At 70.2% G+C, this 16,063-nt stretch carries 16 protein-coding genes; 4 read left to right on the top strand and 12 right to left on the bottom strand.

Annotated elements, in window-relative coordinates:
* Nucleotides 1-13: 13 nt before the first annotated feature.
* The gene (gene mptB, locus ACQPYZ_RS32335) at nucleotides 14-1,459 is read left to right on the top strand and encodes a polyprenol phosphomannose-dependent alpha 1,6 mannosyltransferase MptB (protein WP_433162732.1); all 1,446 of its coding nucleotides are present in this window, start codon (nucleotides 14-16) and stop codon (nucleotides 1,457-1,459) included.
* Here the strand turns inward: mptB and menD are convergent.
* Genes menD through menE form a run of 3 tightly spaced genes read right to left on the bottom strand, consistent with a single transcriptional unit; the run spans nucleotide 1,446 to nucleotide 5,103 of the window.
* Nucleotides 1,446-3,086, bottom strand: coding sequence for a 2-succinyl-5-enolpyruvyl-6-hydroxy-3-cyclohexene-1-carboxylic-acid synthase (gene menD, locus ACQPYZ_RS32340; protein WP_433162733.1), 1,641 nt, complete (start codon nucleotides 3,084-3,086; stop codon nucleotides 1,446-1,448). The two genes, mptB and menD, sit on opposite strands and share 14 nt — an antisense overlap.
* Nucleotides 3,083-4,015, bottom strand: a complete 933-nt coding sequence (locus tag ACQPYZ_RS32345) for an o-succinylbenzoate synthase (protein ID WP_433162735.1) — start codon at nucleotides 4,013-4,015, stop codon at nucleotides 3,083-3,085. The genes menD and ACQPYZ_RS32345 overlap by 4 nt, the downstream gene beginning before the upstream one ends.
* Nucleotides 4,012-5,103 carry an o-succinylbenzoate--CoA ligase gene (gene menE, locus ACQPYZ_RS32350; protein WP_433162737.1) on the bottom strand — a complete coding sequence of 364 codons (1,092 nt, stop codon included), beginning with the start codon at nucleotides 5,101-5,103 and terminating at the stop codon, nucleotides 4,012-4,014. The genes ACQPYZ_RS32345 and menE overlap by 4 nt, the downstream gene beginning before the upstream one ends.
* 63 nt (nucleotides 5,104-5,166) lie before the next feature.
* Between menE and ACQPYZ_RS32355 the strand changes: the two genes are divergently transcribed.
* Nucleotides 5,167-6,039, top strand: coding sequence for a 1,4-dihydroxy-2-naphthoate polyprenyltransferase (locus tag ACQPYZ_RS32355; protein WP_433162738.1), 873 nt, complete (start codon nucleotides 5,167-5,169; stop codon nucleotides 6,037-6,039).
* Between the two features lie 25 nt (nucleotides 6,040-6,064).
* Here the strand turns inward: ACQPYZ_RS32355 and ACQPYZ_RS32360 are convergent, their stop codons facing one another.
* Nucleotides 6,065-7,186 carry a PLP-dependent cysteine synthase family protein gene (locus tag ACQPYZ_RS32360; RefSeq protein WP_433162740.1) on the bottom strand — a complete coding sequence of 374 codons (1,122 nt, stop codon included), beginning with the start codon at nucleotides 7,184-7,186 and terminating at the stop codon, nucleotides 6,065-6,067.
* Nucleotides 7,187-7,268: 82 nt separating this feature from the next.
* On the opposite strand from ACQPYZ_RS32360, the gene ACQPYZ_RS32365 reads away from it, so the two are divergent.
* Both ACQPYZ_RS32365 and ACQPYZ_RS32370 read left to right on the top strand, forming a co-directional pair.
* Nucleotides 7,269-7,616: a hypothetical protein gene (locus tag ACQPYZ_RS32365; protein ID WP_433162741.1), complete on the top strand. Its 348-nt coding sequence runs from the start codon at nucleotides 7,269-7,271 to the stop codon at nucleotides 7,614-7,616.
* Nucleotides 7,613-8,629: a M48 family metallopeptidase gene (locus ACQPYZ_RS32370; protein ID WP_433162742.1), complete on the top strand. Its 1,017-nt coding sequence runs from the start codon at nucleotides 7,613-7,615 to the stop codon at nucleotides 8,627-8,629. Before ACQPYZ_RS32365 ends, ACQPYZ_RS32370 begins: the two co-directional genes overlap by 4 nt.
* A gap of 82 nt (nucleotides 8,630-8,711) precedes the next feature.
* On the opposite strand, the gene ACQPYZ_RS32375 is transcribed toward ACQPYZ_RS32370, so the two are convergent.
* The 8 genes from ACQPYZ_RS32375 to ACQPYZ_RS32410 all read right to left on the bottom strand — a co-directional run bounded on the left by ACQPYZ_RS32375 (nucleotide 8,712) and on the right by ACQPYZ_RS32410 (nucleotide 16,026).
* Entirely contained in the window at nucleotides 8,712-10,280 is a 1,569-nt protein-coding gene (locus ACQPYZ_RS32375; RefSeq protein WP_433162743.1) for an MFS transporter, read from the bottom strand.
* A gap of 59 nt (nucleotides 10,281-10,339) precedes the next feature.
* Nucleotides 10,340-10,942 (bottom strand): TetR-like C-terminal domain-containing protein, encoded by a 603-nt coding sequence (locus tag ACQPYZ_RS32380; RefSeq protein ID WP_433162745.1) that lies wholly within the window; start codon nucleotides 10,940-10,942, stop codon nucleotides 10,340-10,342.
* 272 nt (nucleotides 10,943-11,214) lie between these two features.
* Nucleotides 11,215-11,466, bottom strand: coding sequence for a DUF4229 domain-containing protein (locus ACQPYZ_RS32385; RefSeq protein ID WP_433162747.1), 252 nt, complete (start codon nucleotides 11,464-11,466; stop codon nucleotides 11,215-11,217).
* 1 nt (nucleotide 11,467) lies between these two features.
* Nucleotides 11,468-12,457: a c-type cytochrome biogenesis protein CcsB gene (gene ccsB / locus ACQPYZ_RS32390; RefSeq protein WP_433162749.1), complete on the bottom strand. Its 990-nt coding sequence runs from the start codon at nucleotides 12,455-12,457 to the stop codon at nucleotides 11,468-11,470.
* Nucleotides 12,454-14,022 carry a cytochrome c biogenesis protein ResB gene (gene resB / locus ACQPYZ_RS32395; RefSeq protein ID WP_433162752.1) on the bottom strand — a complete coding sequence of 523 codons (1,569 nt, stop codon included), beginning with the start codon at nucleotides 14,020-14,022 and terminating at the stop codon, nucleotides 12,454-12,456. Before resB ends, ccsB begins: the two co-directional genes overlap by 4 nt.
* 1 nt (nucleotide 14,023) lies before the next feature.
* Nucleotides 14,024-14,767 carry a cytochrome c biogenesis CcdA family protein gene (locus tag ACQPYZ_RS32400; protein ID WP_433162754.1) on the bottom strand — a complete coding sequence of 248 codons (744 nt, stop codon included), beginning with the start codon at nucleotides 14,765-14,767 and terminating at the stop codon, nucleotides 14,024-14,026.
* Between the two features lie 7 nt (nucleotides 14,768-14,774).
* Nucleotides 14,775-15,341, bottom strand: coding sequence for a TlpA family protein disulfide reductase (locus ACQPYZ_RS32405; RefSeq protein WP_433162755.1), 567 nt, complete (start codon nucleotides 15,339-15,341; stop codon nucleotides 14,775-14,777).
* Nucleotides 15,342-15,402: 61 nt separating this feature from the next.
* Nucleotides 15,403-16,026, bottom strand: a complete 624-nt coding sequence (locus ACQPYZ_RS32410; RefSeq protein ID WP_433169809.1) for a histidine phosphatase family protein — start codon at nucleotides 16,024-16,026, stop codon at nucleotides 15,403-15,405.
* Between the last annotated feature and the right edge of the window lie 37 nt (nucleotides 16,027-16,063).

The raw sequence follows: 16,063 nt of genomic DNA on the forward strand, positions 1-16,063 counted from the left end.
TTAGCCTCCGGCCATGCGGTCGCCGATGGTCCGAGGCGTGGTCGGCAGTGTCGTAGTCGCCGTGGCGAGCCTGGTGACGTCGGTGGTGCCGCCCTCCTCGTGGGTGGCGTCGTTCCCGGTCACCGGCGACCTGCGGGCCAGTCTGCCCGGCCGGATGGTCGGGTTGTCGTTCATGGTCGCCGGGCTCGGGCTGATGGCCTGGGCCTGGCTGACCGTGGGCCGTCAGGTGATGGCCGGCCTCAAGCCGCCGCTGGTCCGGATGACGGCCTACTGGTGCGCGCCGCTGTTGTTGATCCCGCCGCTGTTCAGCCGGGACGCGTGGAGCTACGCCGCCCAGGGTGCACTCGTGGCCGAGGGCTACAACCCGTACGACGTGGGCCCCGGCGTACTGTCCGGCCACATCGTCGAGGCGGTCGACCCGATGTGGATGCAGACGCCGGCGCCGTACGGGCCGTTGCCGCTCGCGTACGGCGGTCTGCTCGCACGAGTCACGATGGACCCGTACGTGCTGATGCTGGCGCACCGGCTGCTCGCCGTCGTGGGCATCGTCCTGATCGCCTGGGCCGTGCCGCGGCTGGCGACCGCCTGCCGGGTGAACCCGGTCTTCGCGACCTGGCTGGTGGTCGCGAACCCGATGCTGATCATGCACGGCATCGGTGCCGCGCACAACGACGTACTCATGCTCGGCCTCGCTTGCAGCGCCTTCGCGCTGGCCCTGACCGGCCGGTGGGGTACGGCGGCCGTCGTGGCGGGTGCCGCGGCCGCGGTGAAGCTCCCGGGCGGACTCGTGGTGATCGCGATCGCCGCGGTGATGAGCCCGTTGGCCGGGCGGGCACTGCGCTTCGCGAGTCTGGCGATCGCGGGGGCGGCCTCGGTGCTGACGTTGGTGACCATCGGCGAATTGACCGGTGTCGGATCCGGGTGGCTGAGCGCGCTCGACGTACCCGGGCTGGTGCGCTCGCCGTTCTCGATCGCGAACCTGATCGGCATGGCGGCGTCCGGCGTCCTCGGGTGGCTGGGTGAGGACACCGCGGCCGAGCAGGCGCTGCAGATCGTCCGGTTGGTCGGGATGGTCACGGCCGTCACGCTGATCGCCGTCCTGAGTCTGCGGTCGTCGATCCACCACGCCGCACGGGCCGTGGGTATCGCGCTGCTGGCCGTCGTCCTGCTCGGGCCGAGCGCCCACGACTGGTACTTCCTCTGGTGCCTGCCGTTCCTGGCCGTCGCCCGCCCTGGCCGCCGGCTGGTCGTGACCATCACGGCGGTCAGCCTGATCTTCACGATCGCCGCGCCGCTCAACTCTTCGCTGCGCGGCGCGACCATCCCAATCCTGACCACGACCGCGCTGGTGATCGCCATCATCTCCCCGCTGCTGAACCACCTCCGCACCCTGCACCCGGTGCGGAAGCCCAAGACCACGGTGCCGGTCGAGGAGCCGGTGCGGGTTACTGCTGCTTGAGCGCCTCCACCAGCGCCTCGGTCAGCGGCCGGTGCGTGGTCCGCTCGACGCGCGCTTCGATCACGTCGATCCCGGCGACGGTCGGAGCCAGCGCGGCGCGCAGTGCGTCCGGGGTCTCGACCAGCGTGTAAGGAGTGCCGGTCGCCGCGCAGAGCGCGGACAGGTCGGTGTTGTGCGGCGTCCCGAACACCCGCTCGAAGTGCGTCGCGTGCGTCGGGTCGCCCTGCTCGAGCGTGGAGAAGATCCCGCCGCCGTTGTCGTTGACGACGACGATGCGCAGGTCGGGCCGGGCCTCGTCGGGACCGATGATCAGACCGTTCGCGTCGTGCAGGAACGCGAGGTCGCCGATCAACGCGTACGTCGGCCCGGCGTTCGCCAGCCCGGCGCCGACCGCCGTCGAGATCGTCCCGTCGATCCCGGCCAGGCCGCGGTTGGCGATCGTCCGGATCGGGACGACCGGAGCGAGGTCGAGGTCGCGGACCGGGTTCGACGAGGCGACCACGAGCATGCCGTCGGCACCGGCCGCCGCACCCACGATCGCCGCGATCCGGGGTCCGGTCAGGCCGTCTGCGAGCACCTTGTCGATCACGGGACGGGCCGCCTGGTCGGCGTCCTGCCAGCGCTCGAGCCAGTCGGTGGTGTCCGGGCCGGCGACCTCGAGTCCGGTGATCACGGCCGCCGCGCGCCGGGTCGCGTCCGGCCAGTGCCCGGTCGGGGACACGACGATCACCTCGACGTCGGGCCGAGCCAGTAGCTTCGAGACCGGCCGCGACAGCGTCGGGTGGCCGAACACCAGCACCCGCTCGATCTCCCCGGCCAAAGAACTTGCCTGCAGCAACAAACGATACGCTGAGACGACCGCGGGCCCGGTCCGGGCGCGACTGGACGGCTCGGCGAACAAGGGCCACCGACCGGCCTCCGCCGCCAACCGCGCCGCCTGCGACGCACCGTCGCCCGCGACCACCACGGTCTTCGGCCCGGGCTGGACGGCGGACGGTTGTCCGACGGCCGCGTGGATCGCGGTCCACGGACCCGTGCTGCGGCCTTCCAACGGCTCGGGCCAGTCCGGTCCGTCGGTGGGCACGAGCGGCTCGGCCAACGGGCAGTTGAGCTGCACCGGCCCGGGGTCCGCCGACCGTGCGCCGACCGCATTGGCCACGGCCCGGGCGATCTGCGAGCGCCAGTACGCGACCTGGCCGACCTCGCGGACCGGCGTACCCATCTCGTGGAACAACCGGACCGCGGACCCGAACACCTTCAGCTGGTCGGTCGTCTGGTTGGCGCCGATCCCCCGCAACGCGGGTGGGCGGTCGGCGCTGAGCACGATCAGCGGCAGCCCGCTGTGGCAGGCCTCGAGGACGGCCGGGTGCAGGTTCGCGACCGCCGTACCGGAGGTCGTCACCACGGGAACCGGGAGACCGCTGCCGCGGATCAACCCGATCGCCAGGAAGCCCGCCGTACGCTCGTCGATCCGGACGTGCAGCCGCAGCCGGCCCTCGCGATCCGCGGCGGCGAAGGCCAGCGCGAGAGGCGCGCTGCGCGAGCCCGGCGCCACCACGGCCTCCCGTACGCCGCAGCGGATCAGCTCGTCGACCACCACCGTCGCGAACGCCGTGGACGGGTTCATCCGGCACTCCTCTTCTGCACTCGGCTCATGCGCTCTTCCCACACCGCAGTCCTGGCCGCGTCCGCTCGTGCGGCCTCCAGCAATGCCGGATCCGGCTGCACGCGCTGGACCGGCAGGAAGCCGTCGACCGGCAGCAGGGGGTCGGCGACGACCTCACTCGTGAACATCGACACCGTGGCCAGGCCGCACGCGTACGGCAGCTCGGGCAGGGCTGCGGCCAAGGCGACGCCGGCGGCGATGCCGACCGAGGTTTCGAGCGCGGACGACACCACGACCGGCAACCCGATCTGGTCGGCGATCTCCAGGCAGGCGCCCACCCCGCCGATGGGCTGGACCTTGAGTACGGCGATGTCCGCCGCCTCCAGCTTCTTCACCAGCAACGGGTCCTCGGCCCGCCGGATCGACTCGTCCGCGGCCACGGGTACGTCGGTGCGTCGTCTGACGGCCGCGAGATCCTCCACGGCCGCGCAGGGTTGTTCGACGTACTCGAGGTCGAAGCGCTGCAGCTGTTTCAGGTGCTTCACGGCCTCGTCGACCGACCAACCGCCGTTCGCGTCGATCCGGACCATGCCGGTACCGATGGCGTCCCGCACGGCCTCGACCCGTGCCAGGTCGTGGTCGAGCGTTTGGCCCGGCTCGGCGACCTTGACCTTCGCCGTGCGGCAGCCGGACGCCCGGACGATCTCGGCTGCCTTCTCGGGACCGACGGCGGGCACCGTGCAGTTCACCGGTACGACGTTCCGCAGCGGCGCGGGCCATCCGTCGACGGCCGCCTCGCGCGCAGCCCGCAGCCAGGGGACGCAGGTGGCGTCGTCGTACTCGAGGAACGGGCTCCACTCGGCCCAGCCGGCCGGGCCTTCGAAGAGCATGCCCTCGCGCACGGTGATGCCGCGGAACTTGTTCTTCAGGCCGATCGAGTACGTGATCACCGCACACCGTCCAGCAGGCGCTGCCGATCAACCTTGCCGGAGGCAAGCATCGGCAGGGCGTCCAGGTGGATGACGTCGCGCGGGGCCCAGGCGCGCGGCAGTGTTTCGGCCACGTGGTCACGTAACTCGTCTCGGCTGCCTTCACCGACCACGAAGGCGACCACTCTGCTGCCCCACTCCGCGTCCGGGACGCCCAGAACCACGGCATCTTTTACTCGCGGGTGCTCGAGCAACCGGGCCTGGACGGTCGGCAGCGTGACGTTGACCCCGCCGGAGATGACCACGTCGTCCACCCGGCCGATCACTCGTAGCCGCCCGTCCACGAACTCACCCCGGTCCTGCGTCCGGAACCAGCCGTCGCGCAATACCTCTGCGGTCAGCTCGGGTCGCAGCCGGTATCCGGAGAACAGGGTCGTGCCCTTGATCAGGATCCGGCCGTCGTCGAGCGCGATCGACGTACCCTCCAACGGCAGGCCGGCGTACACACAGCCACTCCCGGTCTCGGTCATGCCGTACGCCGGGATCGCGGTCACCCCGGCCTCGGCCGCGCGGGCCTTCAACGGGGCTGGGGTCGCGGCACCGCCGATGACGATCGCGTCGAACGAGCGCAGCGCGTCCGCGTCGGTGTCGAGGTAGCGGGCGAGCTGGGTCGGCACCATCGCGGTATAGCGGCGTTCGGCCGTCATTCGCTGTGCGGACTCGGTGAAGCTCTCGCCGGCGATCACCGGGCTCAGGCCGGCCACGACCGAGCGGGTCAGGATCTGCAGGCCGCCGACGTAGTACGGCTTCATCGGGAGCAGCCACTGGCCCGGTCCGCCGAGCCGGTCGTGGGTGGCCGTCGCGGACGCGATCAGCGCTTCCTTGGAGAGCAGGACTCCTTTGGGCTCGCCGGACGACCCGGAGGTGGTGAGGACCACGGCGCAGTCGTCCTCGAGCGGCTCGTCCGGCGCGGCCGCCTGCCGGACCCGCGCAGCGGCGGCCGGATCCGCGGGCAGCGGCGCGAACGGCGTACCCGTGCCGTCCAGTACGGCGGACAGCGCGGACAGCACGGCATCCGGCGTACCGGGGACCAGGCGCAAGCTAGACATGTCAGCACCGAGCGTACGGGCCGGTCACCTGGACCCGGCGTGTGGCTGACAGAATCGGCAGTCATGGCCACCCCTGCCCAGTGGATCGAAGGCGCGCGCCCACGGACGCTGCCCGCCGCGATCGCCCCCGTCCTCGTCGGAACCGGCGCGGCCGTCTACCTGGACGGCTTCGTCTGGTGGAAGGCCCTGCTCGCCCTCGGCGTCGCCCTGGCCCTGCAGATCGGCGTCAACTACGCCAACGACTACAGCGACGGCATCCGCGGCACCGACGAGAACCGCGTCGGCCCACTCCGCCTGGTCGGCTCCAACGTCGCCACCCCGGGACAGGTGAAGACCGCAGCCTTCACCTGCTTCGGAGTGGGCGCCGTACTCGGCGTCATCCTGTGCGCCACCTCGACGTGGTGGCTGCTGGTCGTCGGGGCGGCCTCACTGGTCGGTGCGTGGTTCTACACCGGCGGCAAGCGCCCGTACGGCTACCGCGCGCTTGGTGAAGTCAGCGTCTTCCTCTTCTTCGGCCTGGTCGCGGTGCTGGGCACGACGTACGTGCAGGCCGAGGCGCTGCACTGGACGGCGCTGGCTGGCGCGGTCGCGATCGGCTCGATCGCCTGCGCTCTCCTGGTAGCCAACAACCTCCGCGACATCCCCACCGACACAGTCACCGGCAAACGCACGCTGGCCGTGGTCCTGGGACCTGCACGGTCCCGCCAACTGTACGCCGCCCTCGTAGCCCTCGCCTTCATCCTCGCGGCAATCTCAGCCCTCGCAACCCCGTGGACCCTGCTCGCCTTGATCGCCCTCCCCCTAGCGGTGAAGTCCGTGCGGATCGTCACCAGCGACGCTGTCGGCCCCGCCCTAATCCCAGTCCTCAAATCCACCGGCCTCACCGAACTCCTGTACGCCACCGGCCTAGCCCTCGGCCTCACCCTCGGCGGATAGTTCCCCTCACGCGTGGGTCGGCTGATCAGGCAGCTGGTTCGCGCCAGCGGCCGGTGGTGGCGAAGGTTTCCAGGGTGGTCAGGTACGGCGCGATGTCGATGCCGTTCGTGCGGAGCCAGGCGTCGTCGTAGTACGTGTTGCCGTAGCGTTCGCCGCTGTCGCACAGCAGCGTGACGATGCTGCCGCGGACGCCCGTACGGCGCATCTCCTCGGCCAGCCGGAGTGAGCCCCACAGGTTCGTGCCGGTCGACCCGCCGACCAGCCGGCCGGTGACCCGCGAGCAGAACCGCATCGCGGCGATCGAGGCCGCGTCCGGGACCGAGATCATCCGGTCGACCACGCCGAGGACGAACGACGGCTCGACCCGTGGCCGGCCGATGCCTTCGATCCGGGACGGGCGGCCGGTGGAGAAGTCGTCGTCGCCCGCTTCGAACGCCGGGAAGAAGGCCGAGTTCTCCGGGTCGACGACGGCGACGGAGGTGTCGTAGCGCTGGTAACGGACGTAGCGCCCGATGGTGGCCGACGTCCCGCCGGTGCCGGCGCCGACCACGACCCAGGTCGGGATCGGGTGCTGCTCCAGCTTGAGCTGCCCGAAGATCGACTCCGCGATGTTGTTGTTGCCACGCCAGTCGGTGGCGCGTTCGGCGTACGTGAACTGGTCCATGTAGTGGCCGCCGGTCTCCTCGGCCAGCCGCTTCGCCTCGCCGTAGATCTGGCCGGACCGCTCGACGAAGTGGCAGCGGCCGCCGTAGAACTCGATCAGCTCGACCTTCTCCTGGCTGGTCGAGCGCGGCATCACCGCGATGAACGGGAGCCCGAGCAGCCGGGCGAAGTACGCCTCGCTGACCGCGGTCGAGCCGCTGGACGCCTCGATCACGGTGGTGCCTTCGCGGATCCAGCCGTTGCACAGCGCGTACAGGAACAGCGACCGGGCCAGGCGGTGCTTGAGCGAGCCGGTCGGGTGCACGGACTCGTCCTTCAGGTACAGGTCGACGCCGATGAGCTCGGGCATCGGGAACACGTGCAGGTGCGTGTCCGCGCTCCGGTTCGCGTCGGCGTCCACGATCCGGATCGCCTCCGCGACCCACGCCCGCGCCTTGTCGTCGCGCCGATCGACCTCGCGACACACCCCATCAACCTCACTCATGCGGGCCAGGCTAGATGCTAAGAGCCCCATTTGAGTATTCCTACGCTCGGTCACGTGGGCGGTGGGCGGGAGCATACGGGTCATGATTCCGATGGGACCGATCGAGTTCACGCCGGCTGAGGTGGCCGTGCTGCTGGGGATGTTGGTGCTGCTGGGGGTCGGCGCGGCGTTGCCGGCGACGGTTGCGTTGGCGGTTGTCGGGCATCGGCGGGCCACGCGGTACCCGGGGTGGAACGCGCTCTGGTACTGGCTGTGGGCGACGATCGGCACGGTGGGCCTGATGGGTGCGCTGCTCGACGCCGGGCTGGGGTGGGTCGGGGTGCCGGTCAGCTGGCTGCCGGGGCTCGGGGCCGCGTGGGTGCTGAGACCACGGCGACCCGGGAGCGAGCTAGGTTGGACGGACACGACGCCGAGGCAGGGGGAGCGATGAGCGAGCACGAAGAGCGGCCAACGCGGCAGCGCGCCACGTTGACGGATATCAGTTCGCGGGCCTGGGAGCATCCGGCGGACCGGGGTGCCCTGGTCGCGCTGCGGCAGCTGAAGGGGTTCGACTTCGTCCTGCGGAAGCTGTCCGGGATGATCAACGAACGGGCGTTCCGGCTGCAGTTCCTCGGCTCGGCGATCCGGGTCGACGAGCGGCAGTTCCCGACCGTGCACCGGCTCTACACCGAGGCCGGTACGACGCTCGACGTACGCCAGCTCCCGGAGCTGTACATCACCAACAGCCCGATCTGGAACGCCGTCACCATCGGCATGGACCGGCCGTTCATCGTGGTCAACAGCGCCCTGCTGCAGGGGCTGGACGAGGAGGAGCTCCGGTTCATCCTCGGGCACGAGCTCGGCCACGCGCAGAGCGGGCACGCGCTCTACCAGTCACTGCTGTTCTGGCTGATGCGGCTGACCGGCGCGCTGAACTGGATGCCGATCGGCGCACTCGGGCTCCGGGCGATCATCGCCGCGCTGCACGAGTGGTCCCGGAAGGCCGAGCTCTCCGGCGACCGCGCCGGCCTGCTCGCCGTCCAGGACCCGGCGGTCGCGCTGCGGGTCCAGATGAAGCTGGCCAGCGGCGGTCAGCTCGGTGAGCTCGACACCACGGCGTTCCTCGCGCAGGGAACGGAGTACGAGAGCGCCGGCGACCTGCGGGACAGCGTGCTGAAGCTGCTGCTGCTCGAGGCACAGTCGCACCCGCTGGCCGTCATCCGGGCGCACGAGCTGCGCCGCTGGGTGGACGAGGGCGAGTACACCCAGATCGTCTCCGGCACCTACCCGAAGCGGCAGGACGACGCCACCGCCTCGATGTCGCAGGAGGCGAAGAACGCGGCCAAGTCGTACTCCGACGCCTTCGCCCGCTCCCAGGACCCGCTGGCCAAGCTGCTCCGCGACATGGGCGACGGCCTCGGCGGCGTCCGCGACTGGGTCTCCTCCAGGTTCCCTCCGCGCTGATCGCGACCGGACCAAGACGAAGGGCCCGCTTCCCCCCTCCCGGGAAGCGGGCCCTTCGGGCTGTTCGGCCGACCGACGGCGGTCAGCCCATGTGCACCGGACCGGACTGGCCGTCGGTGGCCAGGTCCTTGTGCTTGATCGACAGGCCGACGATGGTGACCACGGCCGCGCCCAGCATCAGGAAGGTGGACCACAGGAACGCCCGGGTGAACCCGTGCGTGGTCGCCACCGCGGTGAACTGACCCTCCAGCTGCCTCAGCTGCTCCGGCGACGAGCCGGACTGCGCCGCCTTCTGCAGCTCGGGGGCGAGCTCGGTGAACCGGTCCTTGATCGCGCTGGTGGAGATCGTGCCGAGCAGCGCCAGGCCGACCGCACCACCGATCTGCTGAACCGTGTTCAGTACGGCGGAGCCGACCCCGGAGTCCTCGTGGGCGACGCCGCTGACCGCGGTCAGCGTGAGCGGCACGAAGATCAGGCCCATGCCGAACGACAGCAGCAGGACGAACGGCAGCAGGTGGGCCCAGTACGTCGAGTCGACCTCGAGCTGACTGAATCCGAACATCCCGCCGGCCGCCAGCACGCCACCGGCACCCGAGATCCACCGCGGGTCCATCCGCGACACCAGCGACGAGGCGACCTGGGCGGCCGCGACGATGCCGAGGCTGAACGGAAGAAACGCGAAGCCGGTCCGGATCGCGCTGTAGCCCATGATGTTCTGCACGTAGATCCCGAGGAAGTAGAACATCGAGAACATCGCCGCACCGACGACCAGCATCACGAAGAAGCTGACACCCCGGGTCCGGTTGGCGAGGATCCGGAACGGCATCAACGCGTGCCGGGACCGGGCCTCGATGCCGAGGAAGATCCCGATCAGCGCGAGACCGCCGAGGATGTAGGTCAGCGTCGCCGCGTCACCCCAGCCCTCGGTGGCCGCGTGCGTCAGGCCGTAGACCAGCGAGGTGAGACCGAGCGTCCCGGTGATCGCGCCGGGCAGGTCGAACTTGCCGGTCTGCCGGGGCGACTCGCCCAGGAACCGGAACGCCAGTACGGCGACGATCAGGCCGATCGGCGTGTTGATGAAGAAGGTCCACCGCCAGTCCGCCTCGGTCAGCGCGCCACCGAGGATCAGGCCGACGGCCGCGCCGGCGCCGGACATCGCGGCGTACACACCCATCGCCCGGTTGCGCTCCTTGCCGGCCGGGAAGGTGGTGGTGATCAGGGCCAGCGCGTTCGGCGAGGCGGCCGCGGCGGCGACGCCCTGCAGGATCCGGCTGATCAGCAGCACGCTCTCGCTCTGGGCGATACCGCCGACGAGCGAGGCGATCCCGAACAGCACGACACCGAAGACGAACACCTTGCGGCGACCGACGATGTCCCCGATCCGGCCGCCGAGCAGCAGCAGGCCGCCGAACGCGAGCGCGTAGGCGTTCACCACCCACGGCAGGTTCTCGTTGCTGAAGCCGAGGTCGTTCTGGATGTGCGGCAACGCGATGTTGACGATGGTGCCGTCCAGCACCACCATCAGCTGCGCCATGCTGATCAGCGCGAGCGCGATGCCGAGGTGGCGGTGACCGTGACCGTTCCCGGCCGTGGGCACCGTGTCGACCGGCCGGTTCTCCGGCGGATCGGCCTTGGCGACGTCTTCGGACATGACTGAATTCCCCTCTTGGGCGTAACTGCGTTGGTATCGGCGGACCGGCCCCTCACCGGTCAGCTCGCCTGCGACCCCCGCGCCGCAGGCAGGATCACGTTGTCGATCACTCGGAGGATCAGGTCGTCGGTGGGCGGGACGCCGAGGATGTACGCGTGGTGGACGATGAGCGCCGGCAACGTCACCGACAGCAGCTCGACGTCGACCTCGGGCGCGACCTCGCCGCGGGCGACCGCGCGCTCGTACACCTTGCGGGTCACCTCCAGCCGCGGCGCCAGGAAGCGCTCCTGGAACGAGCGCTGCAGGTCCGGGTCCCGGTGCAGGGCGGTGACCAGGCCGGCGATCACCGACATCGGCATCTCGTCGGTGAACCCGCCGTCGCCGCACGACATCGAGACCAGGTCGCCGCGCAGGCTGCCGGTGTCGACGTCCTCCGGCACCGGGCAGCCCTTCGCCCGGCTGATCGCGTCGACGACCAGGTCGGCCTTGGTGGACCAGCGCCGGTACAGCGTCGCCTTGCTGGCCTTGGCGGCCGTCGCCACCGCGTCCATCGTCAGCCGGTCGTACCCCAGCTCGGCCACCACGGCCAGCGTCGCGTCGAGGATCTCGTCCTCACGCCCACCCTCGACCCGCGGCCGCTGGCGCACTCCTGCTGACTCCACCACTGATCACCCTGCGTAGATCACTTGTCACGGATAGAACGAAACGGTTTCGTTTCATCCATCACTCTACGACTCATGTGAAGGAACGCACAAAGGATTTTCCGGAGATTTCCGACGTGGCCTACGTCACTCTGCGTACCAGTGCCGCCGGTGGTACGGCGCCAGCAGCCGGGGCGGCGAACAAGAAACGGTGGGCTCGGACAGGAAATAACGTGTCCGAGCCCACGAGTAGGTGTTCAACCCCCCGGCGGATACCGCGGGGAGTCAGCCGGTCAGTCGTCGTCTTCGGCGGTGCGGGCCTGGTCGAGGCGGTGGGAGATCTTCTCCGCGCGGTGCTCGATCTTGTGGGCCAGTCGGTCGCGGGCGGCGCGCAGCACGAAGATCGAGAGGATGGAGGAGACGATCAGCGCGAGCAGGAGCAGCGGGAAGATCGTCAGCCAGTTGTTCAGGGCGAACCAGAGCACGGCGAAGCAGACGGCGAACAGGGCCGCCCGCAGGCCGGTGTAGATGGCGAACTCCTTCATCTCACACCCCAGCGTAGGAGTGCAGGCCGGACACCAACAGGTTCACGCCGACGAAGTTGAAGATGAAGACGAACCAGCCGACGATCGCGATCACGGCGGCCCGGCGACCACGCCAGCCGGCCGTCGCGCGGGCGTGCAGGTAGGCGGCGTACACGACCCAGGTGACCAGCGACCAGACCTCCTTCGGGTCCCAGCCCCAGTAGCGCCCCCAGGCGTACTCCGCCCAGATCGGCCCGGCCACCAGGACGCCGAAGGTCCACAGCGGGAAGGCGAACGCGAGCACCTTGTACGCCGTACCGTCCATCGCCTCGGCGGTCGGCAGCCGGCGCAGCGACGCCGACATGGTGCCGCCGGACAGCACGCGCTTCTCGGCACGGGCCTTGACCAGGTACAGCACCGACACCAGACCGCCGACGGTGAACGCGCCGCCGGAGATCGCCGCCGCGGACACGTGGATGACGAGCCAGTACGAGTGCAGCGCCGGCACGAGCGGCCCGGCCGGCGTGTAGAGCGCGAGCGACGCGAGCCCGAGTACGGCGGCCACGACGAGCGTCACGCCGAGACCCAGCCACTGCAGCCGGTACCGGTGCACGAAGATCAGGTAGACCGCCGCGACCGCGAGCGACGCCGTGATCGTGAACTCGTACATGTTGCCCCACGGCACCCGCTCGGCCGCGAGACCGCGCGTCAGCACGCCACCGAGGTGCAGCACGAACGCGAGCCAGGTCAGCAGCAGCCCGATCCGGCTGGCCGCGTCCATCCGCTCGGTCCGGCCGACCGAGTCCTCAAGACCAGGGTCAGCCGCATCGACCGTGGCACCGGTCGGCGCCCCGTCGGAGGCGACCAGCACCTCCTCCTGGACCTCGGCCTGGGCGACCGCCGCGCGACCCATCGCCCACTCCAGGGCGTGCGACACCATCGCCAGCGCGTAGATCACCGTGGCCGTCGGGATCAACAGGTTGGAGACTTGCGCGAAGGTCTCCGGGCTCATGGCTTCTCCTGCGGGTTCGGTGGGTCGGGTCTCAGCGTGTCGGTGACGGCCTGGAGTTCGTCGCCGAGGCCGCGCTCGGGTCCGCGGTCCAAGCCCGCGACCTCGACCACGGTACGCCCGTCCTCGGTCCGTACGCGCACCCAGGTACGCCGGGGATGCACGAACAGCGACCCCATCAGTCCGAGGATCGCCAGCAGGATGCCGGCCAGCGCCAGGTCGGTGCCCGGGGTGTGGCTGACCTGCAGCTTCACCCAGCGGCTGTACCCGTCGAAGGTGATCGAGCCCAGCTTGTCCGGCAGCACCTTGGTCTCCCCCGGCGCCATCAGGAACCGGAGCTTGTCGTCGTTCTCCTCGAACTGGGTGAGCTTCGTCTTGTCCAGCTGGTACACCGACTCCGGCTTCCCGGTCTCCGGCTGCGGCCGGCCGTAGTACGCCGTCATCACCAGCTTCGGGTCGAGGTCGTCGGGGAACACCGACACCGGGCCGCGGTCGTCGATCACCGCGGTCGGCAGGAAGAAGCCCTCGAAGCCGAGCTGGGCCGGCCGGGCGTCCGGGGCCTTGACCACCCCGAACGACGAGAAGTTGCCGTCCTGCGGCAGGAACGGCGCCGGCCCGGAGAACGCGACCTTGCCCTCGCCGTCCCGCACGGTCACCTTCGGCGCGTAGCCGTGACCGAGCAGGTAGACGCTGCTGCCGTCGAGCTTGAGCGGGTGGTTCACCCGGAGGTCGTAGGACTGCTCCGGCGCGTCCGGGGTCTCCTGGTAGGTCAGCTGCGCGTTGAACTCGCGGGCGGCGCCGCGCTGCGGCCCGTCCAGCTGGAACCTCGCCTCGAAGTCCTTCACCGTCAGCGAGAACGGCGGCAGCGCGTCCTCGCTGAACACCCGGCCCGGCGCGAAGTCGTCGTACTGCGCCAGCGAGTTGGAGAAACCGTTGCCGACGACAACGAGCACGGTGCCGCGGTAGCCGAACAGCGAGCCCCAGGCGACCCCGATCAGGGCGAGGATCAGGGAGAAGTGGAAGAGCAGGTTGCCGGCCTCGCGGAGGTAACCACGCTCGGCCGCGACCGCGCCGTCGTACGCCTGCACCCGGAAGCGGCGCTTCTTCAGCTCGCGGGTGGCCACCTCGAGGACGTCGCCGGGGGCGTCGACGGTGAAGCTCCGGTAGCCGGTCAGCCGGTTCAGGTTGCGCGGCGGCTTGGGCGGCCGGGCCCGCAAAGCCTTCAGGTACACGCCGAGCCGGGGCACCACGCACCCGATCAGCGAGATGAACAGCAGCAGGTAGATCGCCGAGAACCAGGCCGACTTGTAGACGTCGAAGAGCCCGAGCTTGTCGTAGATCGGCCCGAGCGTCCGGTGCTCCTCGAGGAAGTCGGTCACCTTGATCGGGTCGACGCCGGTCTGCGGGATCAGCGACCCCGGGACCGCGCCGAGCGCGAGCAGGAAGAGCAGCACCAGCGCCGTCTTCATCGAGGTGAGCTGACGCCACGCCCAGCGCAGCCAGCCGACCAGCCCCAGCGCGGGCGGCGGCTCGGGCGGAGCGGTGGTCCGGTCCTTGAGCTCGGTCATCTCACACCGCCGACCCGAAGTTGCTGACCCACTGCCTGAGATCGGCGGTCATCGAATCCCATACTCCCGTCAGCAGCAACAGTCCCACCGCGATCATCAGTACGCCGCCGATCCGGATCACCAGCACCTGGTGCGCCCGGACCCAGGTCACCGCGGCCAGCATCCGCCGGAACGCCAGCGCCGCGACGATGAACGGGATGCCCAGCCCGAGGCTGAACACCATCGCCAGCGTCGCGCCCCGCCCGGTGCTGCCCTCGGTGGCGGCCAGCGTCATCACGGTCCCGAGCGTCGGCCCGATGCACGGCGTCCAGCCGAACCCGAACAGTACGCCGAGCAGCGGCGCGGCCGCGATCCCGACGGCCGGCACCCGGTGCACGCGCACGTCCTTCTGCAGGAAGCCGAACCCGCCGAGGAACACCAGGCCCAGGACGACGGTCAGCGCGCCGAGCACCCGGGTAATCGTCGTCTGGTGCTCGAGCAACGCGTCCCCGGCGGCACCGAACACCACCCCGGTGAGGATGAACACGGCCGAGAACCCGGTCACGAACAACGCGGTCCCGGCGAGCATGCGCCCGCGCTGCTTCGACCCGAGCTCGGCCGCGGACAGGCCGGTCACGTAGGAGAGGTAGCCGGGCAGGAGTGGTACGACGCAGGGCGAGAAGAACGAGATCGTGCCGGCCAGCACCGCGATCGGCAGCGCCAGCAGCATCGAGCCCGTCATCGACTCGGCGAACCACTCACCCATCAGTCTGTCAGCCCGCGTCCTTGACCATTCCGAGCAACGTCTGCTTGGTCACCGGGCCGAGCACCCGGGACGCGACCTTGCCGTCCTTGTCGATCACCAGCGTGGACGGGATCGAACTGGCGGAGATCTTCTGCCCGCGGAACTTCAGCAGCAGCCTGCCCTGCGGGTCGTAGAGGCTCGGGTACGGCACCTTGAACACCTCGACGAACTTCCTCGGCGCGGCCGTGTCCAGGTCGCGGGTGTTCAGCCCGATGAACTGCGCGGACTCCCCGAGCTCGGTGGCCGCTTCCGCGAACGCGGGGGCCTCCTCGCGGCACGGTCCGCACCACGAGCCCCAGACGTTCAGTACGACGACCTTGCCCTTCGCGTCGGCCAGCTGCCACGGCTTCCCGTCCAGCGTGGTCCCGCCGAAGTCTGGAGCAGCCGCGCGCTCGCCCGCCGGGAACGACGCCACCCGGCCGTTGCCGCTGACGAAACCGGTCTGTCCCTCCCGGCTCTCCGCCGCCTGCTGCCCGGACGAGCAGCCCGCGACCAGGAGCACCGCGGCGACGGCAACCGACGTACGCAGAAACATCACGCGCCACCGACGAACTTCTTGGGGTTCTTCGCGGCCCTCACACCCTCTTGTTCCTTCATCACGCCCCACCTACGAACTTCTTCGGGTTCTTCACCGGCAGCAGGTCCTTGGCCGGTTCGGCGTACCCAACAGAAACGATCGAGTCGCCGTGGAAGGTGAACGAGGTCAGGCTGGCCAGGCTGCACTGGCGGCGGCGCGGGTCGTGCGGCAGCCGGCGGCCCTCGATCGCGGACCGGACGATCCAGATCGGCAGCTGGTGCGAGACGATCAGCGCCTCGTGACCGGCCGCCTTCTGCCGGGCGGTCTCGATCGCGTCCCGCATCCGGCGGACGATCTGCTGGTACGGCTCGCCCCAGGACGGCTTGATCGGGTTGCGCAGCAACCACCAGGCGCTCGGGTTCTTCAGCGCGCCGTCGCCGACGCCGAACTTCCGGCCCTCGAACAGGTTGGCGGCCTCGATCACCCGCTCGTCGATGTCCGGCGTCAGGCCGAACGTCTTGGCGATCGGCTCCATCGTCTCCTGGGCCCGCTCCAGCGGGGAGCTGACCAGGTGGACGATGTCGCGGCCGGCCACGTGCTCGGCGACCCGGTCGGCCATCTTCCGGCCGAGCTCGGACAGGTGGAAGTCGGGGATCCGGCCGTAGAGCACCCCGGTCGGGTTGTGCACCTCGCCGTGACGCATCAGGTGCACGACCGTCGTTTCGGTCACTGCTGCCCCT

This window comes from Kribbella sp. CA-247076 (assembly GCF_050942445.1).
In the GTDB taxonomy this organism is placed as follows: domain Bacteria; phylum Actinomycetota; class Actinomycetes; order Propionibacteriales; family Kribbellaceae; genus Kribbella.

Excerpts from the sequence above, each read along its gene's own strand:
- mptB (WP_433162732.1), top strand. The coding sequence starts at position 14 with ATGCGGTCGCCGATGGTCCGAGGCGTGGTCGGCAGTGTCGTAGTCGCC.
- menD (WP_433162733.1), bottom strand. The coding sequence starts at position 3,086 with ATGAACCCGTCCACGGCGTTCGCGACGGTGGTGGTCGACGAGCTGATC.
- menE (WP_433162737.1), bottom strand. The coding sequence starts at position 5,103 with ATGTCTAGCTTGCGCCTGGTCCCCGGTACGCCGGATGCCGTGCTGTCC.
- ACQPYZ_RS32355 (WP_433162738.1), top strand. The coding sequence starts at position 5,167 with ATGGCCACCCCTGCCCAGTGGATCGAAGGCGCGCGCCCACGGACGCTG.
- ACQPYZ_RS32360 (WP_433162740.1), bottom strand. The coding sequence starts at position 7,186 with ATGAGTGAGGTTGATGGGGTGTGTCGCGAGGTCGATCGGCGCGACGAC.
- ACQPYZ_RS32365 (WP_433162741.1), top strand. The coding sequence starts at position 7,269 with ATGATTCCGATGGGACCGATCGAGTTCACGCCGGCTGAGGTGGCCGTG.
- ACQPYZ_RS32370 (WP_433162742.1), top strand. The coding sequence starts at position 7,613 with ATGAGCGAGCACGAAGAGCGGCCAACGCGGCAGCGCGCCACGTTGACG.
- ACQPYZ_RS32375 (WP_433162743.1), bottom strand. The coding sequence starts at position 10,280 with ATGTCCGAAGACGTCGCCAAGGCCGATCCGCCGGAGAACCGGCCGGTC.
- ACQPYZ_RS32385 (WP_433162747.1), bottom strand. The coding sequence starts at position 11,466 with ATGAAGGAGTTCGCCATCTACACCGGCCTGCGGGCGGCCCTGTTCGCC.
- ccsB (WP_433162749.1), bottom strand. The coding sequence starts at position 12,457 with ATGAGCCCGGAGACCTTCGCGCAAGTCTCCAACCTGTTGATCCCGACG.
- resB (WP_433162752.1), bottom strand. The coding sequence starts at position 14,022 with ATGACCGAGCTCAAGGACCGGACCACCGCTCCGCCCGAGCCGCCGCCC.
- ACQPYZ_RS32400 (WP_433162754.1), bottom strand. The coding sequence starts at position 14,767 with ATGGGTGAGTGGTTCGCCGAGTCGATGACGGGCTCGATGCTGCTGGCG.
- ACQPYZ_RS32405 (WP_433162755.1), bottom strand. The coding sequence starts at position 15,341 with ATGTTTCTGCGTACGTCGGTTGCCGTCGCCGCGGTGCTCCTGGTCGCG.
- ACQPYZ_RS32410 (WP_433169809.1), bottom strand. The coding sequence starts at position 16,026 with ATGCGTCACGGCGAGGTGCACAACCCGACCGGGGTGCTCTACGGCCGG.